20 protein-coding genes and 1 tRNA gene are annotated in these 20,632 nt (G+C 71.6%); 5 read left to right on the top strand and 16 right to left on the bottom strand.

Features of this window, described 5'->3' with window-relative positions; translation table 11 throughout:
• Positions 1-15: 15 nt before the first annotated feature.
• Genes ACIBUY_RS28395 through ACIBUY_RS28385 form a run of 3 tightly spaced genes read right to left on the bottom strand, consistent with a single transcriptional unit; the run spans position 16 to position 3,379 of the window.
• Positions 16-891, bottom strand: a complete 876-nt coding sequence (locus ACIBUY_RS28395; RefSeq protein ID WP_365576659.1) for an SDR family oxidoreductase — start codon at positions 889-891, stop codon at positions 16-18.
• Positions 888-1,850: an alpha/beta fold hydrolase gene (locus tag ACIBUY_RS28390; RefSeq protein WP_399154142.1), complete on the bottom strand. Its 963-nt coding sequence runs from the start codon at positions 1,848-1,850 to the stop codon at positions 888-890. Before ACIBUY_RS28390 ends, ACIBUY_RS28395 begins: the two co-directional genes overlap by 4 nt.
• A complete protein-coding gene (locus ACIBUY_RS28385) occupies positions 1,847-3,379 on the bottom strand; it encodes a flavin-containing monooxygenase (RefSeq protein ID WP_399154141.1) in 1,533 nt (510 codons plus the stop codon). Before ACIBUY_RS28385 ends, ACIBUY_RS28390 begins: the two co-directional genes overlap by 4 nt.
• A 177-nt stretch (positions 3,380-3,556) precedes the next feature.
• On the opposite strand from ACIBUY_RS28385, the gene ACIBUY_RS28380 reads away from it, so the two are divergent.
• Positions 3,557-4,168 (top strand): MerR family transcriptional regulator, encoded by a 612-nt coding sequence (locus tag ACIBUY_RS28380; RefSeq protein ID WP_365576770.1) that lies wholly within the window; start codon positions 3,557-3,559, stop codon positions 4,166-4,168.
• Between the two features lie 70 nt (positions 4,169-4,238).
• Here ACIBUY_RS28380 and ACIBUY_RS28375 read toward each other — a convergent pair whose 3' ends face one another.
• On the bottom strand, positions 4,239-5,063 hold the full coding sequence (locus ACIBUY_RS28375) for an exodeoxyribonuclease III (protein ID WP_399154140.1): 825 nt from the start codon (positions 5,061-5,063) through the stop codon (positions 4,239-4,241).
• A 46-nt stretch (positions 5,064-5,109) separates the two neighbouring features.
• Between ACIBUY_RS28375 and ACIBUY_RS28370 the strand changes: the two genes are divergently transcribed.
• Positions 5,110-5,631 carry a GNAT family N-acetyltransferase gene (locus ACIBUY_RS28370; protein WP_399154139.1) on the top strand — a complete coding sequence of 174 codons (522 nt, stop codon included), beginning with the start codon at positions 5,110-5,112 and terminating at the stop codon, positions 5,629-5,631.
• 4 nt (positions 5,632-5,635) lie between these two features.
• Here ACIBUY_RS28370 and ACIBUY_RS28365 read toward each other — a convergent pair whose 3' ends face one another.
• From ACIBUY_RS28365 to ACIBUY_RS28345, 5 genes are all read right to left on the bottom strand, one after another.
• Positions 5,636-7,645, bottom strand: coding sequence for a prolyl oligopeptidase family serine peptidase (locus ACIBUY_RS28365; protein WP_399154138.1), 2,010 nt, complete (start codon positions 7,643-7,645; stop codon positions 5,636-5,638).
• 64 nt (positions 7,646-7,709) lie between these two features.
• Positions 7,710-8,915, bottom strand: a complete 1,206-nt coding sequence (locus ACIBUY_RS28360) for a HAMP domain-containing sensor histidine kinase (RefSeq protein WP_365576671.1) — start codon at positions 8,913-8,915, stop codon at positions 7,710-7,712.
• The gene (locus ACIBUY_RS28355; protein ID WP_399154137.1) at positions 8,915-9,376 is read right to left on the bottom strand and encodes a hypothetical protein; all 462 of its coding nucleotides are present in this window, start codon (positions 9,374-9,376) and stop codon (positions 8,915-8,917) included. The genes ACIBUY_RS28360 and ACIBUY_RS28355 overlap by 1 nt, the downstream gene beginning before the upstream one ends.
• 257 nt (positions 9,377-9,633) lie before the next feature.
• On the bottom strand, positions 9,634-10,809 hold the full coding sequence (locus ACIBUY_RS28350; protein WP_399154136.1) for an MFS transporter: 1,176 nt from the start codon (positions 10,807-10,809) through the stop codon (positions 9,634-9,636).
• Between the two features lie 71 nt (positions 10,810-10,880).
• Positions 10,881-11,483 (bottom strand): TetR/AcrR family transcriptional regulator, encoded by a 603-nt coding sequence (locus ACIBUY_RS28345; protein WP_399154135.1) that lies wholly within the window; start codon positions 11,481-11,483, stop codon positions 10,881-10,883.
• Between the two features lie 381 nt (positions 11,484-11,864).
• Here ACIBUY_RS28345 and ACIBUY_RS28340 point away from each other — a divergent pair, with 381 nt between their 5' ends.
• Positions 11,865-12,449 carry a hypothetical protein gene (locus tag ACIBUY_RS28340; protein ID WP_399154134.1) on the top strand — a complete coding sequence of 195 codons (585 nt, stop codon included), beginning with the start codon at positions 11,865-11,867 and terminating at the stop codon, positions 12,447-12,449.
• Positions 12,450-12,645: 196 nt separating this feature from the next.
• On the opposite strand, the gene ACIBUY_RS28335 is transcribed toward ACIBUY_RS28340, so the two are convergent.
• Positions 12,646-12,957, bottom strand: a complete 312-nt coding sequence (locus ACIBUY_RS28335) for a helix-turn-helix domain-containing protein (protein WP_399154133.1) — start codon at positions 12,955-12,957, stop codon at positions 12,646-12,648.
• 75 nt (positions 12,958-13,032) lie between these two features.
• Between ACIBUY_RS28335 and ACIBUY_RS28330 the strand changes: the two genes are divergently transcribed.
• Complete coding sequence (locus ACIBUY_RS28330) at positions 13,033-13,959, top strand: hypothetical protein (protein WP_399154132.1); 927 nt, start codon at positions 13,033-13,035, stop codon at positions 13,957-13,959.
• A 68-nt stretch (positions 13,960-14,027) separates the two neighbouring features.
• Positions 14,028-15,776: a hypothetical protein gene (locus tag ACIBUY_RS28325; RefSeq protein WP_399154131.1), complete on the top strand. Its 1,749-nt coding sequence runs from the start codon at positions 14,028-14,030 to the stop codon at positions 15,774-15,776.
• Between the two features lie 231 nt (positions 15,777-16,007).
• On the opposite strand, the gene ACIBUY_RS28320 is transcribed toward ACIBUY_RS28325, so the two are convergent.
• The 6 genes from ACIBUY_RS28320 to glp form a co-directional block, all read right to left on the bottom strand.
• A tRNA-Ala gene (locus ACIBUY_RS28320) sits at positions 16,008-16,081 on the bottom strand.
• Positions 16,082-16,166: 85 nt separating this feature from the next.
• On the bottom strand, positions 16,167-17,321 hold the full coding sequence (glpR, locus tag ACIBUY_RS28315) for a gephyrin-like molybdotransferase receptor GlpR (protein WP_399154130.1): 1,155 nt from the start codon (positions 17,319-17,321) through the stop codon (positions 16,167-16,169).
• Between the two features lie 172 nt (positions 17,322-17,493).
• Entirely contained in the window at positions 17,494-18,138 is a 645-nt protein-coding gene (locus ACIBUY_RS28310) for a GNAT family N-acetyltransferase (RefSeq protein WP_399154129.1), read from the bottom strand.
• Between the two features lie 20 nt (positions 18,139-18,158).
• On the bottom strand, positions 18,159-18,671 hold the full coding sequence (locus tag ACIBUY_RS28305; protein ID WP_399154128.1) for a molybdenum cofactor biosynthesis protein B: 513 nt from the start codon (positions 18,669-18,671) through the stop codon (positions 18,159-18,161).
• The gene (gene moaC / locus ACIBUY_RS28300; RefSeq protein ID WP_365576681.1) at positions 18,668-19,159 is read right to left on the bottom strand and encodes a cyclic pyranopterin monophosphate synthase MoaC; all 492 of its coding nucleotides are present in this window, start codon (positions 19,157-19,159) and stop codon (positions 18,668-18,670) included. Before moaC ends, ACIBUY_RS28305 begins: the two co-directional genes overlap by 4 nt.
• 110 nt (positions 19,160-19,269) lie before the next feature.
• Entirely contained in the window at positions 19,270-20,628 is a 1,359-nt protein-coding gene (glp, locus tag ACIBUY_RS28295; RefSeq protein WP_365576683.1) for a gephyrin-like molybdotransferase Glp, read from the bottom strand.
• Between the last annotated feature and the right edge of the window lie 4 nt (positions 20,629-20,632).

The following is a 20,632-nucleotide window of genomic DNA, read 5'->3' as shown; positions in this document are numbered from 1 at the left end:
GGCCAGGAGCCCAGGTCAGCGCCCCCGCACTGATTCGTCGGCGGCGCCGCCCGCCCCCACGAGCCCGCGCGACACCGTGCCGAGCCGCGGCTCGAAGCGGCGCATCTCGCGCTGCCCCACCGCCCCGATCACCGCCGGCAGGTATCCGCGTACGCCCTGCATCCCGCGCAGCCACCACTGTGCGTACACCTGCGACGACCGCCGCTCGATGCCCGCCACGATCCGGTCCACGGCCGGACCCAGCGGATACGTCTTGTTCGACGGCCACGGCAGCCGCTGACGCAGCTCGCGCATCACGTCGTCCTGGTCGGCGCCGCGCACCATGTCCGTGTCGGTCCAGGACAGGTAGCCGACGCCGACGCGTACGCCCTTGTAGCCGACCTCGGCCCGCAGGCTGTGCGCGTACGCCTCCACGCCCGACTTCGACGCGCAGTACGCGGTCATCATCGGCGCGGGCGTGATCGCGGCGAGCGAGGCGATCTGCAGCAAGTAGCCGCGCGACTCCATGAGTACGGGCAGGAAGGCCCGCGCGGTCACCGCGGAGCCGATGAGGTTGACCTCGATGACGCGCCGCCAGGCGACGGGGTCGGAGTCCACGAAGGGCCCGCCGGCGGCGACCCCCGCGTTCGCGACGACGATGTCGACCTTCCCGAACCGCTCCTTGACCTCCTCGGCGACCCGCGCCATCGCCTCGTGGTCGGTGACGTCCGCGTGCCACCAGTCGGCGTCGGAGTGCAGCCGCCCCGCGACCTGCTTCAACTCGTCCGGCTCCAGGCCGACGAGCGCGATCTTCGCGCCGCGCGCCGACAGCTTGCGGGCGAGCAGCTCACCGACACCGCGCGCCGCGCCCGTGACGACCGCGACCTGTCCCTCCAGGCTGACCCTGCTCATACGGCTTCCGCCCCCTCGCTGGTTGCATCCGACACGTTCACATCGACGTACTGCTGCGCCAGTTCACGGATCACCCCGGTGACGGCGTCCGGCGCCTCGACGGGCGTCATGTGGCCCATGCCCGCCAGCTCGGTCAGGCCCACGCACTGCGGCAACGCGGCGGCGATCCGCCGGGCGTGCACGATCGGCGTCATCCGGTCGACGGTACCGCCGAGCACGGCCACCGGCATCGTCAACTGCCTTACGCCCTCGTCCAGTTGGAGCGATTCGAGCACCTTCGACCAGCCGTACCGCACCCCGCGCGGACACGCGTGCACGATCCGCGCACACGCCTCGACCTTGTCCGCCGTCGAACCCGGCCCCATGGTCGCGAACCGGAGGACCCGCTTCGCGACCGGTGTGACGGGCCCGAGCGGCGCCTTCGAGCCGAGCACCGACCGGGTCAGCCGCGTCCGCAGCCCGCTCGCGGGCAGCACCGGCACCACGGCCGACTCGGCGACGAGCCGCGAACTGCCCGTGCTGCACAGCAGCACGGCGGCCGCGTGCTCACGGAACTCCTCCCGGCCCGCCGCGGCCATCATCGTCATCCCGCCCATGGAGTGCCCGGCGAGCACCGCCCGCTCCCCGGGCGCCAGCGTCGCGGCGAGCACGGCCACCAGGTCGTCCGCCAACATCTCGTGCGTGTAAGGGAGTTGGGCAGCCGCCGGGGACCGCCCGTGCCCGCGCTGGTCGTACACGATCACCCGGTGGTCGCGCGCGAGGGCCCGCACCTGCGCGGCCCAGAACGCGGTCGAACACGTCCACCCGTGCGCGAGCACGACCGCGGGCGCAGCACTGTTGTCGGCGGGCCCGTGCACCTCGGCGTGCAGCCGCGCCCCGTCGGCCGACTCCACGACCAGTTCGCGCCCGGCGACGGGCGGCGCGTACGGCCCGGTCCTCATGTGCGTCAGCCGGCTCATGCGGCGCTCGCCTCCGCCTTCTTCTTGCGGCCACGGGACTTCGGCGCGGCGGCCGCCGCCGGGCGGAGCACCTGGTACTCCCCCACGTCGACATGGCGCGTGGCCTGCCGGAACTCGGTCGTCGTGCCGGGCCACACGGTCGTGTTGACCCCGTTCTCGTCGAGGTACCAGCTGTTGCAGCCACCGGTGTTCCACACGGTGCGCTTCATCCGGTCCTGCACCCGGTTGTTCCACCCGGCGACGGCGGTGTCCCGCGGATCGAGGGCGACGCGGCCGCCCAGGACGTCCAACTGCCGCATGTAGTCGGCCAGGTAGTTCAGCTGGGACTCGATCATCAGGATCATGGACGAGTTACCGAGACCCGTGTTCGGCCCGATGATGGTCATGAAGTTCGGGAACCCGGTGGCCGTGGCCCCGCGCAGCGCCGCCATCCCGCCCTTCCAGCTCTCGGCGAGCGAGACCCCGTCGGCGCCGATGACGCGCTGCGCGATCGGCATGTCGGTGACGTGGAACCCGGTGCCGAAGACGATCGCGTCCACCTCGGCCTCGCTGCCGTCGGCGGCCACGAGGGTGTTGCCGCGGATCTCGCTCAGCCCGGACGCCACGACGTCGACGTTCGGCTGGGCGAGCGCCGGATAGTACGCGTTGGAGAGCAGGATGCGCTTGCACCCGATCCGGTAGTCGGGCGTGAGCTTGGCCCGCAGCGCCGGGTCCTTGATCGACCGGTGCATGTTCCGCTTGGCGATCCGCTCGACGAGCCCGAGCTCGTCGGGCCGCTTGGTGAACGCCTGGACCTGCAACTCCCGTATGCCCCACAGGAGTCCGCGCCGCGCCTGCGTCGTGAAGGGCAGCTGCCGGTGCACCCACCGCTCGGCCTTGCTGATGGCGCGGTCGGCGCGCGGCATCACCCACGGAGGCGTGCGCTGGAAGAGCGTGAGCTGCGCGACCTCCTTCTGGATGGCGGGCACGATCTGGATGGCGGAAGCACCGGTCCCGATCATGGCGACGCGCTTGCCGCGCAGGTCGTACTCGTGGTCCCACTGCGCCGAGTGGAAGACCTTGCCGGGGAAGGAGTCGAGCCCGTCGATGTCCGGCATCTTCGGGTCGGACAGCGGCCCGGTGGCGGACACGACGACATCGGCGGTGAAGGCACCGCCGGCCGCGCCTGCGACGTCGATCTCCCACCGCAGCTGCTCACTGTCCCAACGCAGCTGCGTGACCTCGGAGTTGAGGCGTATGTGCGGCCGCAGCCGGAAGGTGTCGGCGACGTGCTCCAGGTACTCCTGGATGCGCTCCTGTCCGGAGAACGTGCGCGGCCAGTCCGGATTCGGCGCGAACGAGAAGGAGTAGAGATGGGACGGCACGTCGCACGCGCACCCCGGGTAACTGTTGTCCCGCCACGTACCGCCGACAGCGCCCGCCCGCTCCAGGACCACGAAGTCGGTGATCCCCTCGCGGCGCAGCCTGACCGCCGCGCCGAGCCCGCCGAACCCGGACCCGATCACCGCCACCCTCACGTGCTCGCCCATTCCGGCGCCTCCCTGTGCTGAGCGACTCTGCCAGTGAACACTGGCGCAATTGGGAGCGTAGAGCAGCAACATACCGATGGGTAGGGGGCGGGCCGAGGAAAGTTACCGGTGGTACGACATAGGGTCGTCGACGTGGCAGAAGAAGCGAGGCAGGGCTCGGACAGGCGCGAGTACCGGATGGAGGAACTGGCCGAGGCGGCCGGCATCACCGTCCGCACCGTGCGCTTCTACCGCGAGCGCGGCCTCATCAAGCCCCCGCGCCGCGAGGGCCGCATCGCCTGGTACGACGAGACGCACCTGGCCCGCCTGCACACCATCGCCGACCTGCTCGAGCGCGGCCACACCCTCAACGGCATCGCGGAACTCTCCGAGGCCTTCGACCGCGGCCGCGACGTCGGCGAACTCCTCGGCCTCGGCGGCCCCACCGAGGAGACCCCGGTCCGCCTCTCGGCCACCGAACTCGCCGACCACTTCGCGGGCGAAGTCACCCCGGAGAACCTCCAAGCCGCCCTGGACCTCGGCTACTTGGGCACCGACGGCGAAGAGATCGTGCACATCAGCCGCCGCCTCCTCGACGTCTCGGCGGCACTGGTCCGCGAGGGCATCCCGCTGGCGGAGGTGCTGGCCGCGGCCAAGAGCGTCCGCGAGCACGCCGAGTCCATGGCCACGCTCTTCACGGACCTGATCCTCGCCCACGGCACGGAGAAGGACGTCCAGCGCCTGCGCCCGCTGGCCAAGTCGGTGGTGGACGCGGAACTGTCGATGGCCCTCGACCGCAAGATGAAGTGACGGGCCCGGCGACTCACAGCGCCCGCTGCACGGAGCAGATCGCCCCGGACCCGCTCGCCCGCTTTGCGGCTCAGTGCTCGAAGACCACGGTCACCGGAGCGTGGTCCGACCACCGCTCCTCATGAGTGGCGGCCCGCTCCACGAACCCCTTGACCGCGCGCCCGGCGAGCCCCGGCGTCGAGACGAGGTAGTCGATGCGCCACCCCGTGTCGTTGTCGAAAGCACGCCCCCGATAAGACCACCACGAGTACGGCCCCTCGACGTCCGGGTGGAGCGCCCGCACGACGTCGACGTACCCGCCGTCGGCCGCGTCGAAGACCTGGCCGAGCCACTCCCGCTCCTCGGGCAGGAACCCGGAGTTCTTCTTGTTGCCCTTCCAGTTCTTGAGGTCGGCCTCCTGGTGGGCGATGTTCCAGTCGCCGCACACGACGACCTCGCGCCCGTCGGCCGCGGCCCGCTCCCGCAGCCCCTTCAGGTAGCCGAGGAACTCGGCCATGAACCGGATCTTCTCGTCCTGCCGCTCGGTCCCGACCTCGCCGGAGGGGAGGTAGAGGGAGGCCACGACGACGCCGGGCAGGTCCACCTCGACGTAGCGCCCACTGCCGTCGAACTCCTCGGACCCGAAGCCGATCTGCACCCGGTCCGGCTCGCGCCGCGTGTAGAGGGAGACGCCGGCCCGCCCCTTCGCGGCGGCCGGGGCGTGCACGACGTGCCAGCCCTCCGGCTCACGCACCTCGTCGGGCAGCTGCCCCGGCTCGGCCCGCACCTCCTGCAGGCACAGCACATCGGCGGAGGTCTGGGCGAGCCACTCCACGAAGCCCTTCTTGGCGGCGGCCTGCAGCCCGTTCACGTTCACAGTGGTCACAGTCAGCACCGGGCCACGGTACAGGCACACTAAAAGGGAATACCGCACCCGGAAGCATAGAGTTACGATACACCGCATGAGTATCCAGCCGTCGACCTCGCCTGCCGCAGTCGTCACCCTGCGCCCCGTCTCCTTCGGCCACCCCGACGCGATCGCGCTGAACGACCGCGTCCAGCTCGAATACGCGGAGCGGTACGGCGACGGGGGCGACGCCACGTACCTCGACCCCACGATGTTCGACCGCCCGCGCGGCCTGTACCTGATCGCGTACGACGAGCAGGGCACCCCCCTGGCGACGGGCGGCTGGCGCGCCCAGGACGAGAACGAGGAGGGGTACGCGGACGGCGACGCCGAGCTCAAGCGCATGTACGTCACCCCCGAGGCCCGCGGCCTGGGCCTCGCCCGGCGCATCCTGGCCGAGCTGGAGGCGGACGCCCGCGCGGCGGGCCGGACCCGGATGGTCCTGGAGACGGGCACCAAGCAGCCGGAGGCGATAGCGCTGTACGCGTCGAGCGGCTACGAGGAGTGCACCAAGTTCGGCCACTACCGCTTCGACGAGCTGAGCCGCTGCTACGCGAAGGCGTTGCGACAGGGCTGACGGCTCACATGCGGGCGGGACGCTGCCACTCGGCGCCGAGGACGTGGTGGTCGAGGAAGTTCAGGAACGCCTCGTACCAGACGTGGACGTGGTTCGGCTGCAGGATCCAGTGGTTCTCGTCCGGGAAGTAGAGGTACTTCGCCGGGACCTCGTAGCGCTGCAGGTCCTGGAAGAGCGCGGCGCCCTGGCCGACGGGCACGCGGTAGTCCTTCGCGCCGTGGATGACCAGCATCGGGGTGCGGATCTTGGTGGCGTCCGGGTACGGGGAGTCGGCCTCGTACCGCTCGGGCCGGGTCACCGGGTCCCCGAAGATGCACCGGAAGTACCACGGCACGTCGGTGTCGCCCTGGAACATCCGCAGGTCCCACAGGCCCGCGTGACTGACGATCGCCTTGAACCGGTCGGTGCTGGTGGCGACCCGGTTGGCCATGTAGCCGCCGTAGGAACCGCCCGCGAGCGCCGTGCGCCCGGCATCGATGTCGCCCCGCGCCTCCGTGGCATCGGTCAGCGCCATCACGTCCTGGTAGGGGCGCCCGCCCCACTGCCCCCAGCCCCGCCGCTGGCCCAGCTGCCCGTAGCCGGTCGACAGGGCCGGGTCCGGCAGCAGCACCGCATAGCCACGGGCGGCGAACGGCCACGGGTTCCACCGCCAGGTCCAGCCGTTCCAGCTGCCCTGCGGCCCACCGTGGACGGCGACGAGCAGCGGCGCGGGACGCTCGGCCGACGCCCCCTCGGGCAGCACGAGCCAGCCGCGCAGGGCGAACCCGTCGTCCGCCTCGGCGTGCACCTCGGTGAGCGTGCCGGGCAGTCCGCCGGGGGCACCGGGAGCCGCCAGTTCGGCGGGCGTCCGACCGGCCGTGGCGCCGTCGATGCGGACGGGCCGCGGCGGCGAGTCGATCGCGTTGCGCAGGGCGTAGAGCGTCCGCCCGTCGGGGGCCACGCACAGCGATCCGTACGCGCCCGAAGCCGTGAGCCGGGTGACGTTGCCGTCCCGGTCCCGCCGGAAGACGGGGCTGTGCCCCTGCTCGTCCGCCGTGAACCAGAGCGTGTCGTCGACGGGTGAACAGACCGCGCCATGGGGCCAGTTGTCGAACCCGGGCAGCAGGTCGCGCACCTCGCCGCTCGCCAGATCGATCCGGACGAGCGTCTGGTCCCACGGCTCGTCGTACGTCGGCCAACTCCTCCGGGCGCACACGACGGCCGAGCCGTCATGGGTGAACGCCGGTGCGTCATAGAGGTGTTCCAGATCGCCGACGACAAGGAGCTGCTCGCCGCCGGCCGCGTCGGCCACGACCACGGCGGTGCGGTTCTCGTCCGGGATCCGGCCGGCCACGAACCGGGTGTACGCCACCCGCGTCCCGTCCGGCGACAGCGCCGCGTCCCCGGGCTCCTCCAGCCCGGCGCCCTGCCCGCCGGCGTCGACCACGTCCGCGTCGGCGCCGGCCCGGACGAACGTGTGCGGCTCCTCAGGACCGATGTCGCGGTCCCAGGCGCGGGTCGGTCCGGCTTCGTACAGGATCGCGGTGACCTTGGCGTCCTTGCGTGCCGTGCGCAGCGTGCCGTGTGCCTCGGCGTCGGCGGCTCCCGGCAGCAGTCCGGCCGTGTGGCACAGCGCGCCGGAGTCCCGGGCGACGGTGAACGCCGTGATCCCGCCCGGGTGCCGGGCCACGACGGCGGCCTCTCCGCGCGGGGGCAGCGCCCACAGCGCGGCGCCCTCGTCGTCGTCCTCGTCGTCGCCCGCCCTGCCGGACAGGAAGTACAGCGCCCCGTCCGGCCCGAACGCCGGCGCGGACTCGCCCTTGTCGGACCGGGTCAGCCGCAGCGCCGGACGCTCCCCGGCCGGGTCGATCTCCCACAGCCCGGACACGAACCGCGTCCCGTCCCCGGACAGCGTCTGTACGGCGGCGACCAGCCGGCTGCCGTCGGCGGACAGGGCAAGCGAGTTGAGGCGGGGCAGGGCCAGGAAGGCGGACAGGTCGTGAAAGGCGGACGCGCCACGGGAGGTCTCAGGCATGCGGGCGATTCTCGCGCGCGAAGGCCGTGAGGGTACAGGGCACTTCCGTAACCGGCCTACCGGCCTACCGGCTTCGCACCGCTCCACGCAGGTCGAGCACGGCGAGCGCCCCGCCCTCGAGCGGATTCTCGAACCGCACACGCGCGCCGAGCACCCGCGCCTGCCCGGTGACGATGGTCAGCCCGAGCCCGAGCCCGGTCTCCCGCTCGCCGGTGCGGAACCGCTGCGGCCCACCCGCGAGCACCCGCTCCGGAAACCCGTCGCCCTTGTCCCGTACGCGCACGACGCCCCCGTCGACCGTCACGGAGACGGGGTCGCCGCCGTGCCGCAGCGCATTGCTGACGAGATTGGCGAGAACCCGCTCGACCCGTCGCGGATCGGTGACCACGACGACGTCGCGGACCACGTCGACCCGCACGTCCGGGTCGACCCGCGCCACGGCCCCGCGCACGAGCTCCCCCAACTCCCGCTCCACGAGCTCGGGTTCCTCGCTCACGGCGTCGAGCCGGGCCACCTCGATGACGTCGTCGACGAGTTCGCCGAGCCGCCGCGCGCTGCCCTGGACGAGTTCGGAGGGCCGCCCGGGCGGCAGCAGCCCGGCCGCGGTGATCATTCCGGCGACGGGCGTACGCAGTTCATGGGCGATGTTCGAGGTGACCTCGCGCTCGGCCTGCAGCCGCCCGGCGAGCGCGTCGGCCATGGTGTTCACGGCGGCGGCGAGCTTGCCGATCTCGTCCTTGCCGCCGGTCGGCAGCCGCGCGGTCAGATCGCCCTCGGCGATGCGCTGCGCGGTGTCGGCGTTGACCGTGAGCCGCCGCCCGAACCGCGTGGCCACCAGCAGCCCGGCGACCGACGCGAGCCCGGTCCCGACCCCGCCGGCCATCCATAGCACCCGGTCCAGATCCCGCAGGGTCGCGGTCTCCCGCTGATAGGGCCGCCGCAGCGCGACGACGTCTCCCTGGTACCCGCTGGCCGCCCACAGCACGGGCACGGACCCCGCACGGCCACGCTCCAGATAGAACCCCCACTGCCCGTCGCGCACGGCCGCGGCCAGCGGCTTCGGCAGATCGGGCGGATCGATGAGCGTCCGGTCCCCGTCGACACCCGCGGCATGGTCCTGCACCGCGGTGCGCAGCCGGTCGCCGAGCTGGCTGCGCGCGTTCTCGTACTGCGCGTCGACCGTACGGTGATGAACCAGCAGCCCCATCACGACGGAGACGACCGCCGCCGTCCCCGCGATCAGCACCCCGAGCTTCGCCCGCAGCCCCATCACAAGTCCGGCACCGCGAGCCGGATGCCCTGCAGCTGCACACCGGTCGCCGCGTCCGGCAGCTCGGCCGGCCGCACCGGCTGCACGGAGGCCCGCCGGTAGTAGCCGCCCCGGTCCTGCTGCTCGAGCCCGCTCAGCACCACGTCCACGTCGTACGGCTTCTTGCCGCACTCCGGCAGGCACCACGGCCCGCTGAGCTTGCCGACGGCCCGCGCGGTCGCGCCGCCCCAGCCCTGCCAGTGCAGCCCGGACACCCGCACGGACTCGCTGAGTCCGATCTCCCCGGGCCGCCGCAACGGCTCCCCCACGACATCGGCGACGTACACGGGCCCGGCATTCCGCGAAGGAGTCATGGCAGCGCCCTCGACCCGCAGCCCCTCGGGCCCGCCGCACCCGGCGACGGCCACGGCCAGCAGGACGACGCCGCCGGCGGTGAGGACGGAACGGGACGGGATGGCCATGCATCAAATGTTGCCAGGGCCACAGCGGAACCGCCCGGGCCGGGTGACGGGCTACGCACAAGCAAAAGCCCCGCCGGTTACCCGGCGGGGCTTTCATTGCAGTGGGGGGTTCACGGGTGCCCCTGACCGGGAACCTCTCGGCAGTCTGAAGTCGTTTTCCCGTGGAGTTGGTGATCGTTCCCCGCCAGGTGAAGGAGCAGGCCCACGCCGATCATGGGAGTGATCGGCGTGGTTTCGCGGCGGGCCGTTGGGCTGGCTCAGTCTTGTACGGGCTGGGGGCTGAGGCGCGCTTTGTGTCCCAGGGTCTGCGCGCTCAGGACGCAGGTGGCGAGGATGGCGAGGACGGCTCCGGTCCACATGGCGGCGGCTGAACTGGAGTCTTGGCCGAGGCTGATGGCGACGCCGCCGATCGCGCTGCCGAACACGACTCCCAGGGTGATGACAGAGGTGTGCACGGTGTTGACCAGATTGCCGGCTCCGGCGACGTCGACGACCCGGGCTACGAGGGCGGGATTCATCGAGACGCCGACAAGTCCGACCAGGAGCACGCCGGGCAGGGCTGCCCAGGGCAGTCGGGAGAAGAGGGCGAGCACCACCAGTGCGCCGGCCAGGACGAGGTGTCCGATGCGCAGCAGGGGCACGGCGTGGCGGTCCGCGTAGCGGCCGACCAGGTTGTTGCCGATGACGGTGCACAGGCCGTAGCCGAAGAGGATCACCGTGGTCGTGTTGGTGGAGAAGCCTGCGTCTCCTTCCAGCAGGGGGGTGAAGTAGGAGAAGGCGCCGTAGGTCGCGCCGATGGTGAGCAGGCTGACCAGATAGCGGCTCCACAGTCGTGGTGAGCGGAATTGCTGCAGGTCGTCGGCGGAGGTCTGGGCGGACACGGCCGGCAGCGAGGGCAGTGCGGATACGTCGAGCAGAGCGATGATCAGGCCTGCGATGCCGAGGGCGACGAAGCTGGTCTGCCAGTTGAATGCTGTGGCGATGGCATGGCTGATGGGCAGGCCCAGGACAGCTCCGAACATGAGCCCGTTCAGCACGATGGAAATCGAGGAAGCGATGCGGTCGGGGCTGGGGGCGAGCCTGGCGGCCATGGTGAGCGTGAGGCCGAACACGGCGCCGCCCAGGCTTCCGGTCAGCAGTCGAAGTGCAGCGATCCACCAGTAGTTGTGCACCACAGGGACCGCGGCTTCCAGAAGTGCGTACACGATGACGACGCCCAGGAGTGCTGTCTTGGGCGGGGTCAGGCGCAGTGCCCAGGCGATGAGCGGGCCGCCGATGGCCATGCCGAAGGAGTAGACGGAGATCAGGGTGCCGACTGTGGCGGTGGAGGCGCCGAGACTACGCGCCATGTCGGGCATCATGCCCATGGTCTGCAGCTCGCTCATGGCGACGAGGAGCAGGGTGAGCATGAGCCAGTACAGCGGTCGTTTCACGGCCGAAGCCCTTTCTGTATTCTGGAATCCAAAATTTGGGCAGACCTGAGCCCGCCTTCGACCTCGCCGCCTCAGCCCAGCAGGGAGTGCAGTCCGTCGAGAGCGATCCGGTGCAGCACCTCTGGGGCGACGCCGGTCTGCGCCGTCACCCGGAGACCGGAGATGAGGGTGTTGACGAGGAGTGCACTTTCGCCCGCATCGGGACCCTCCGGGATGCTCCCGTCCGAGCGGCCGGCCCGGATGACGTCCTCCAGCAGGCCGAGCCGCTCCCGCAGATCCCGTTCGAGGATGCGGGCGATGCGTTCATCGCGCGCCCGCAGGTCGGGGTTCATCAGCGTGTGCACGCCCATGCAGCCGGCGGCATGCCCCTGCTCGCGGGCGACGCGCTCCTCGTCGACGATGGCGTCGAGGAGCGCGCGGAGGCGGCCGGCGCCACTGAGGGAGGTGTCGGCGAGGATCGACGCCTGCCGTGCCCGCATGGTCGACGCGTAGTGGTCCAGCGCCCGCACGAAGAGCTCATCCTTGGACGTGAACGCGTTGTAGAGGCTACTGCGCCGCACGTCGGCGGCCTCGCAGAGTTGCTCGGTCGACGTGTCGGCGTAGCCGTGAACGCGGAACTGCGCCGCCGCCGCCTCAAGAACTGCCGCTTCGTCGAATGTGCGCGGTCTGGCCATGCGAGCAAGCTACCACGTTATGGATTCCAGAATCCATAACGTGAGGCGGCCACTCCTGCCGAAGGCGAGGGCGGCAACGGCCCTGCCCGATTGCCGCACGAGCCTGGGTGGCATCTGCGGCACCTCTCGGCGGGAACCCTCAGGATCTCCGCACGGTACGTCGCAGGGTGCTGCACGTGGTCGAACCCTGCCCTCACGGCAGCCAAATTCCTTACGGCAATGGATTGCTGAGGGCCAAGGGCTCACTGATTGCGGCGTTTGCGATCGGCTCTGGACTTGAGGAGCACTGTTGTTTCCCGAACCGTACGGTGTCGTGCTGGGGTCCTGCGGATGCTCTGCCGGTTAGGCCCGGCGGATTACCTCTGGGCGGAAGGGGCTGAGGTGTCCGATTTCGAGTTCGAGGTGCTGGACCGGCGAGAGCGCGCCCTGCTTGCCGAAGCAGACGTGCTGGACAAGGAGTTCGAGGAGATCGGGCAGCGGCGTGATGCCGTGGGCGGAAAGCTGGCGCGGATCGCAGCAGCCCGGGCGACATTGCACGAAATCCTCCTGGATGAATCCGGAGAGAACCGCGTTCCGTCCGAGGACGATGGCCCGGAACCCGATGCCGGCGAGGAAGCAGCCGCTCCCGGAACGGCGGGCGGCACAACGGCGGGCGGTGACCCGGACCTTGGCGCGCAGGATCCCATCGAGCTGGAGGAGGCCCAGCGCAGGGCCGTCTCCCTGCTGGCCACCTCCGGACGGAAGATGCGGGCCCGTGCCATCGCGCAGGCGATCGGCGAAGATCTGTCCGGCGGTCCCGGCCGCGTGGAGACCACCCGCGGCCGCCTGAAGAACCTGGTGACCAAGGGGGTGCTCGAAGAGGACCCGCCCGGGGTGTTCTTCATCGCCACCACGACCCACTCCGATGACAGCGAGGCGGAGGAGTCCGCCGAGGAGGGAGCAACGGAATCTCCCGTGTCGGCGTGAGATGCCGGTACGGGGTGGGTCGGCACCGCCGCAGCCGTAGCAAGCAAGACGGCGGTGCCGGCGCGCAAGCTGCCATGAAGGTGGCTCCGCGCCTTTTGAGCGTAGGCGAGTGCTCGTCACCAGGTGACCGGAGCCACGAAATCGCCATGCCCGAACACTTCTTGTGTTCGGGCTGGCGCGAATCGAGGCGTTCGTGTCACCCACTTCTTTCGCCTTTGGCGGTTCGGGGCCACAGCGGGATTCCGACAGCGGCGCCGAGCCGGGCGACGGTGGCAACGTCGGGCCAGGACCGTCCGGCGAGCAGGTCGGCGGTGGCCTGCCGGTTCACGCCGGAGGCTTCGGCAAGACCACGCAGGCTAAGGCCGCGTTCGGCGACCGCCGAGGCCAGGGTGCGGGCGATGTGCTGGACGGCCGCGGCGCCGGGGTCGGTGAGGTCGGCCTCGGGCCAGGCTTCCGGGTCGCCGGCAAGCTCGCGCGGCGGGGTTCGCCGTTTCATGCCTCCGACCATGCGGATGCGCTCCTTTACGTGAAGATCGCCACCGACCCCTTCACTGGCTGCTTGACCAGCCGATGGAGTTGGTCCGTGACGTTGAATGCGCAGGTCTCCGCCCACATTCGCAACTACCGTCCCCGGCTGCCCGCCGCCCGGTGGGAGCCGGTGGCCGCGCAGGTGCGGGCCGTTGTCGCAGCGGTCGCGCCGGGAACGTGCGACACCGCGCGACGGCTGCTGTATGCGGTGAGCCGGCTGGCGGTGTGGGCGGATGCGGTGGGCCTGCCGCGTGATCCGGGGCTGTGGCTGCGCACGGAGACGATCGACCGGTTCGTCCTGACGGGACTGGCCGGTCAGCCCGGCGGGACGGTGCAGACGTGCCGCTGCTGGCTGCGCCGTACCCGGGAAGCGGTCGTGTGGGTGCAGCGGGGCGAGGCCCCGCCGATCCGGATCAAGGCAAATCGCACACCCCGACCCCCATACGCAGCAGGGGAGTTGGCGGGACTGCGCCGGTGGGCCGAAATGCTGGCGGGCCGGGCCCGGCTGGACGGCCTTACGCTGATGGCGCTGGCCGCCGGGTGCGGTCTGGCACCCGGCGAACTGCGGGCCGTGCGCGGCACCGATCTGCGCACCACGCCGCAGGGTGTGGTCGTCATCGACGCCCCGTGGCTGGACCGGCTGGTCGCCTGCCGCGCCGGATGGGAGGAGTGCCTGGCTGAACTCGCCCAACTGGCTGGTGACGCCTACCTGTTCCGGCCCGGCCGGAAGGTCGAGGCCGCGAAGAATCTGGTCAGCTCGTGGCCCGCCCGGCACCGCCCGCACGCGGGACTGCCCCGCCTGGAGGCGCGTCGGCTGCGGAGCACGTGGATCGTGGAGCTGTTGCGGCAGCGCATCGACCCGGTCCTGGTCGCCGAGGCCGCCGGGATGTCCTCGGCCGCCGCGCTGGCCCCCTACTTTCACTGGGTGCCCCCGCTCGATCCCGAGCAGGCGGCCGAACTGCTGCGCGGTCCCCGCGGATGATGCGCCGCCCGCCGGACGCTACCCGCGATGCGGCCGCGAGTGTCCGGCTGCTGCGTCCCAAGCCGCCGTTGAGCGGCCCGCCGACGTACCCCGACTCCAAGGTGGGCCAGTTGCTGACCCTCCTCGACCGCTCCGGCCTGCCCCAGGAGCTGGAGCAGCTCCTTGCCGACCGGCCAGGCCCCAAGGGGATCCGGCCCCGGGTCGTCCTGATCGGCCTGCTGCTGGCGGTCTACTACACCGGCCGCGCCACTGTCGCCGACGCCTGGCGCTGCCTGCACTACAACCTCGAACCCCGCGCCCGCACCTGGCTCGACATCCCCGACCAGCCACCCCGCACCGCCCACGAACGCATCGCCTCCAGCCGCCGCCTCTACCGGGCCCTGGACGCGATCACCACCGTGCTGGACCCCGTGCGCCACGACCGCCGCTCCCGACTTCCCTTGCGCCACGCCGACTTCCACATCGCCCTGTGGGACACCCCCGAAAGCCGGGCCGCCGCCGACCGCCTCCACCATCTGGCCAACCGTCTGGTCCTGGCCACCGTCCGCATGGCCCAGCAACGCGGCCATCTGCGCGGCTGGAACGGCGATGTCGGCATCGACGCCACCGGCATCCCCGTGATCGCGCACCCCGACAGCTCGTGGCACGGCACCGCATCTGTTGAGATCACCGCGGGCTGGCACTTCAAGGGCGGTACCGGGGAGAAGGTCTTCGGCTACAGCGCCGCCCTGGCCATCGCCGCCCACCACCGTGACCGCGACGACGACCCGCCCAAGGCGTACCCGCAGCTGTGCCTGGGCTTCGAGCTCGACACCCCCACCGTCCGCACTGGCCACAACGCGGTCAACGTCCTCACCCAGCTGTCCGAACTCGGCCTGCCCACCGGCATCCTGGCCGCCGACCGGGCCTACACGAACTGCTCCGCACCCACCTTCCAGACACCCGTCCGCAAACTCGGCTACCGCCTCGCGCTGGACTACAAGTCCAACGAGCGCGGAGAACAGGGCAGTTGGCAGGGCGCCCCGCTCGTCGACGGCTCGCTCATGTGCCCGCTCACCCCCGCCCCGCTCCTCCACGCCACCACCGCCGCCAGTGACGACGCCATCCACACGCCCAGCGACGAGCTCGCCGAGAAGATCACGGCCCGCGAGCCGTACCACTTCAAGCTCAAACAAGGCCCGGACACCCGCGGAACCATCCGCCTCCAGTGCCCGGCCACCGGCCCCTCTCCGAGCGTCAACTGCGCCCGCCACGACCGGCTTCGCCGCCGCACCGCAGCCACGATGCCCACCCGGACCGTCGACCTGAGCGGACCTCCCGTCCGGCGCGTCCCGGAGGCAGCCCGCCCCACCATCGACATCACCGCAGCCGAGCACTTCACACCGCCACCCGAGAAGACGCTGCCCAAGGTATGCCGCAAGGACTCGATCGCGGTGCCCGCGGACACCGAAGGCTCCGACTGGCGTCTGGCCAAGTACCGCCAGGACGTCCACTACCTCCACACGTCCTGGATCAACACCTACCGCCCCATCCGCAGCCACAACGAAGGCGCCAACGGACGGTTCAAGAGCGACAAGATCGACATCGGCAACGCCAAGCACCGCCCGGCTCCCGGCCAGGTCGCCCAGGCCCTCCTGCTTGCCGTCATGCTCACGGTCGCCAACCTGATCGTCCTGGAGACCTGGCTCTGCGAACGCGCCGGCCCCGACGAACTCACCGACGCCGACTTCGACGCGAGCGGCCCATTGCTGCCCCTCGTCACACACCGCGGACCGCGCAACGCACTCGCCGGACGCCCACCGCCCGCCGACGGCTGAGCCGACTCGCGCGGAACAACTCCACCTCAGCCCAGCACGCTGATCACTCCCATCAGCGTGCTTCCCCACGCCCGAACGCAAGAAGAAGCGCGAACCTTGCTCGCCGCGGCGCTCCTCCACCCGCACCCAGACCTTTCACAGAGCCCAGAAACGCAGAGATCCCGCCCGATCGAAGTGATCGGACGGGATCTCGTCAACCGCGTACGAGCTAACTCGTGAACGGCGCTGCAGTGGACCTGTGGGGATTTGAACCCCAGACCCCCTCGATGCGAACGAGGTGCGCTACCAGACTGCGCCACAGGCCCTCGGGCCGTTCGGCCCTTGCAACGAGTGGAACTCTAGCACCCCGATCCGGGTGCTTGGAAATCCGTTCCCGAGCTGGTCAACCGGTCACTCGTTGGCGGCCCTCGGCCGGTCGTCCGGACCGGCGCCGACGTCGTACTGATCGAACAGCGGCGTACGTCCGCGCTCGCGGGAGCGGCGGGCGGAGGCGGCACGGCGGGCGTCGCTGCGCCCGTCGTCGGCGGCCTGCTCCTCGGCCCTGCTCTCCTCCTCCACCGCGGAGGAGCGGGCGGCGCTCCACGTCTCGGGGGCGCCGTAGTCGACGCCGCCGCCCGCGCGGGGCGCGACCGGGGCGGTGACATAGGTGGGCAGCGGCACGGGGACCGGGTCCCAGCTGTCGCCGGGGCCGGGGCGGCGCTGCCGCTCGCGCTGCTGGTCGACCCACTCCGCGTGGTCGGTCTGCTCGACGAGCGCGCGCCGGTCGGCGGCGAGCGCCTCGAGCCCGGAGTCGGTGGCCGGCTCGGCGCCTGGGCCCTCCTCCGGGTCTTCGGCGGCGGAGCGCTGCGCCGCCGACTGCCGCCTGCGCGGCTGCCGCTCCCGCAGGCGCTGCGCGGCGATCTCGGCGCGGCGGCGGTCCATGACGTAGGCGAAGCGGCGTCGCTCCTGGGTGCGCAGATAGACGATGTACGCGCTGAGCAGCAGGGCGGGCACCGCGGGCGCCCACAGGAACGCGACACCGCCGACTCCGGCGACGACGGCACCGGCCGTGAAGGCGACGAACAGCAGCACCGTCGTACGACGGCGGCGCGCGAGGGCCTTGGTGCGGCGGGCGCGGGCCTGTGCCTCGGCGGCGGCCGCGGAAGTGGCGCGCGGGGGGCGGGACTTGACCGGGGCGGCGGGCTCCGGCTCGGCCTCCGGGGCGGGTTCGGGTTCGCGGACGGGCTCGGTGCGCACCCGGTCACCGGATGGCACGCGCTCGCCCGCCGGGGACACGACGAAGCCCCGGACGTCCACCGGGTCGGTGGTCGCGTCCGGGTCGGCCGGGGCGCCGCGCCGCTCGTCCGTCTCGGGCGAGCGCGCCTGCAGGTCCTTGGCGTATCGGCGCTCCATGCCCGCCCGACCGGAGAGAAGCCGGATGGCGGTGCTGAAGCGTTCCGTCGGACGGGCTTCGTTCAGCTCGTCCTGCCTACGGAGCCACATCGGCACCAAGTAGGCGGCCCAGGCCCCGACGATGACTGCGTAGATGAGGCCGCTGCTGCTCACGCCTCACACCGTAGAGGGGTTTGCGTGAGGCCATCCGCCAATTGGGCCGGTGTGTCGCACGATCTGGCTGATATTTCGAACTTTTTTTGTGACTGGTGCGATCAACTGGCCGACCTGGGCGCGAATTTAATGGCTCGGACGGTCGCTCGGCGATCAATTTCGAACATTTATTTTATTTCGAAGGGGTGCCGGGGTCGACCGTGTTGGAGGCACCCGGACCTGCGGTGTTGCCGCGCCGCTCGCGCTGCCAGCGCCTGAGGAGCCCTTCCGGGACCTCCTCGGCGGTGAGCGCGAAGACGAGGTGGTCCCGCCAGCCGCCGTCGATGTGAAGATACCGTGGACGAAGTCCCTCCTCGCGGAATCCGAGTTTCTCCACGACGCGACGGCTCGGCCCGTTCTCCGGGCGAATGCAGACCTCGATGCGGTGCAGGCCCACGGTGCGGAAGCAGTGGTCGACGGCGAGCGCGACGGACGTGGGCATCACTCCGCGGCCGGCCACCGACTGGTCGACCCAGTAGCCGACATGGCCCGAACACATCGAGCCCCAGGTGATCCCGGCGACCGTCAACTGGCCCACCAGGCGGCCCTGGTACTCGATGACGAAGGGCAGCATCCGGCCCGCGTTCGCCTCCGAGCGCAGATGGCGGACCATCTGCCGGTAGGTCGGACGGTGCGCGATCGGGCCGCTCGGGGTGGGCGGCGGGATCGTCGCTTCCCAGGGGCGCAGCCAGTCGCGGTTGCGGCGGTTGACCTCGCGCCAGGCGCGCTGGTCGCGCAGCTTTATGGGGCGGAGGACGACATCGCCCTCCGCCAGCACGGCGGGCCAGGACGGGCTGTTCAGTGCGCACCCCCGGCGTGGGCATCGGGTCTGGGGTGGTCGCCGCCGCGGATCTGGTCGACGGCGTGGGCGAGCAGCGGCTCCAGGACGGCCAGGCCGTCCTTCACTCCGCCGCTCGAACCCGGCAGGTTCACGATCAGTGTGCGCCCGGCGACCCCGGCTCGGCCACGGGAGAGCGCGGCGGTGGGCACTTTCTGCCGCCCGTACGCGCGGATCGCCTCGGGGATGCCGGGGATCTCGTGGTCGAGGACGCGGGCGGTCGCCTCGGGGGTGCGGTCGGTCGGCGAGATGCCGGTGCCGCCGGTGGTCACGACGACGTCGTACGCCGCCTCGACCGCGGCCCGCAGCGCGGCCTCGACCGGGTCGCCGTCCGGCACGACCTGGGGGCCCTCGACGTGGAAGCCCATCTTCTTGAGGCCCTCGGCGATCAGCGGGCCGCCCTTGTCCTCGTAGACGCCCGCGGCCGCGCGGTTGGACGCGGTGACGACGAGGGCGCGGTACGGCTCGGTCATGACCGGTTCCAGTCCCCGGACTTGCCGCCCGTCTTCTCCTCGACCCGGACGTCCGTGATGACGGCGCCCTTGTCGACCGCCTTGACCATGTCGACGACCGTGAGCGCGGCGACGGAGACAGCGGTGAGCGCCTCCATCTCGACCCCCGTGCGGTCCGTCGTCTTCACGGTGGCGAGGATCTCGACGGCGTCGTCGGCGACGGACAGGTCCAGCTTCACGCCGGAGACCGACAGCGGGTGGCACAGCGGGATCAGGTCGGGCGTGCGCTTGGCGCCCATGATCCCGGCGATCCGGGCCGTCGCGAGCGCGTCGCCCTTGGGCATGCCCTCGCCGCGCAGCAGTTCCACCACGCGCGGCGATACGAGGACGCGACCGCTGGCGCGTGCGGTGCGCGCGGTGACGTCCTTCTCCGATACGTCGACCATGCGGGCGGCGCCCGCCTCGTCGATGTGCGTGAGCCGGTCGAGCCGGTCCTGCGAAGTGCTCATGGTGCTGTGCCGCTCCCGATCCGAGCCGTGCGCGGTGCGGCGCGCCGGACTGTTTGTGCGCGACACGGTACCGCGCACCGCGGACACCGGGCCCGGCCAAAGACAGGCTCTCAGCCCAGGAGGACGACATCCACCTCGGTGCCGGGTTCCACCGATGTCACGTCCTCGGGCACCACGATCAGCGCGTCCGCGTGGGCGAGCGCCGCGATGAGGTGCGAGCCGGAGCCACCGACGGTGGCGACCTCCCCCGCCTTCGCGTCGTACGCACCGCGCAGGAACTGGCGGCGGCCCTGCGGAGAGGTCAGCGCCTTGTCGGCGGTCAGCACCGCGCGCGTGGTGGGGCGCTGCACCGTCTCTGCGGGCAGGCCCATCAGCGTCCGGATCGCGGGCCGGACGAACAGCTCGAAGGAGACGTAGGAGGAGACCGGGTTGCCGGGCAGGGCGAGCAGCGGGGTGTGGTCGGGGCCGACCGAGCCGAAGCCCTGCGGCTTGCCGGGCTGCATGGCGAGCTTGCGGAACTCGACGCCGCTGCCCGCGCCGATGCCGTCCTCCTCGTCCGGGTCGCCGATCGAGGAGAGGGCTTCCTTCACGACGTCGTACGCGCCCACGCTGACGCCGCCCGTCGTGACGACGAGGTCGGCGCGGATGAGCTGGTCCTCGATGGTGGAGCGCAGCGTCTCGGCGTCGTCGGCGACCGCACCGACCCGGTAGGCGATGGCTCCGGCGTCGCGGGCCGCGGCCGTGAGGGCGAAGCTGTTGGAGTCGTAGATCTGGCCGGGGCCCAACTGCTCGCCGGGCTGCACCAGTTCGCTGCCGGTGGAGACGACGACCACGCGCGGGCGCGGGCGTACGCGTACGGTGCCGCGGCCGATGGCGGCGAGCAGGGCGATCTGCGGCGGGCCGAGGACCGTGCCGACGGTGAGGGCGCGGTCGCCGGCGCGGACGTCGCTGCCCTGCGCGCGGACGTGCGCGCGCGCCTCGGCGGGGCGGTGCACGCGGACCTCGCCCGATGCCCCTTCGGGAGCGGCGCTGTGGGCGGTCATCGAGGTGACGGGGCCCGCGCCGAGCCCTCCGTCGGTCCACTCGACGGGGACGACGGCTTCGGCGCCAGGCGGCAGCGGGGCGCCGGTCATGATGCGGGCGGCCTGGCCCGGACCGACGGTGGGCTGCTCGCCCTGGCCCGCTGCGACGTCGCCGATGACGGTGAGCACGGCGGGGAACTCCTCGCTCGCGCCCGCGACATCGGCCACGCGTACCGCGTACCCGTCCATCGAGCTGTTGTCGAACGGGGGCAGCGAGACCGGCACCGTCACCTCCTCGACGAGCACACAGCCCTGCGCGTCGAGGAGTTGGAGCTCGATGGGGTCGAGCGGGTGGACGGTGCTGAGGATGTCCTCAAGGTGCTCGTCCACCGACCAGAGCTGGCCGTGGGTGGTGGACGGCGGTGACGACGGGGTCGCGCTGCTCAAGGTG

Source organism: Streptomyces sp. NPDC050085 (assembly GCF_044460595.1).
Taxonomy (GTDB): domain Bacteria; phylum Actinomycetota; class Actinomycetes; order Streptomycetales; family Streptomycetaceae; genus Streptomyces.
This window is presented reverse-complemented; position numbering and strand designations above follow the sequence as displayed.

Excerpts from the sequence above, each read along its gene's own strand:
- ACIBUY_RS28395 (WP_365576659.1), bottom strand. The coding sequence starts at position 891 with ATGAGCAGGGTCAGCCTGGAGGGACAGGTCGCGGTCGTCACGGGCGCG.
- ACIBUY_RS28335 (WP_399154133.1), bottom strand. The coding sequence starts at position 12,957 with ATGGTCGGAGGCATGAAACGGCGAACCCCGCCGCGCGAGCTTGCCGGC.
- ACIBUY_RS28345 (WP_399154135.1), bottom strand. The coding sequence starts at position 11,483 with ATGGCCAGACCGCGCACATTCGACGAAGCGGCAGTTCTTGAGGCGGCG.
- ACIBUY_RS28365 (WP_399154138.1), bottom strand. The coding sequence starts at position 7,645 with ATGCCTGAGACCTCCCGTGGCGCGTCCGCCTTTCACGACCTGTCCGCC.
- ACIBUY_RS28360 (WP_365576671.1), bottom strand. The coding sequence starts at position 8,915 with ATGGGGCTGCGGGCGAAGCTCGGGGTGCTGATCGCGGGGACGGCGGCG.
- ACIBUY_RS28380 (WP_365576770.1), top strand. The coding sequence starts at position 3,557 with ATGGAGGAACTGGCCGAGGCGGCCGGCATCACCGTCCGCACCGTGCGC.
- ACIBUY_RS28390 (WP_399154142.1), bottom strand. The coding sequence starts at position 1,850 with ATGAGCCGGCTGACGCACATGAGGACCGGGCCGTACGCGCCGCCCGTC.
- ACIBUY_RS28370 (WP_399154139.1), top strand. The coding sequence starts at position 5,110 with ATGAGTATCCAGCCGTCGACCTCGCCTGCCGCAGTCGTCACCCTGCGC.
- ACIBUY_RS28305 (WP_399154128.1), bottom strand. The coding sequence starts at position 18,671 with ATGACCGAGCCGTACCGCGCCCTCGTCGTCACCGCGTCCAACCGCGCG.
- ACIBUY_RS28385 (WP_399154141.1), bottom strand. The coding sequence starts at position 3,379 with ATGGGCGAGCACGTGAGGGTGGCGGTGATCGGGTCCGGGTTCGGCGGG.
- ACIBUY_RS28355 (WP_399154137.1), bottom strand. The coding sequence starts at position 9,376 with ATGGCCATCCCGTCCCGTTCCGTCCTCACCGCCGGCGGCGTCGTCCTG.
- moaC (WP_365576681.1), bottom strand. The coding sequence starts at position 19,159 with ATGAGCACTTCGCAGGACCGGCTCGACCGGCTCACGCACATCGACGAG.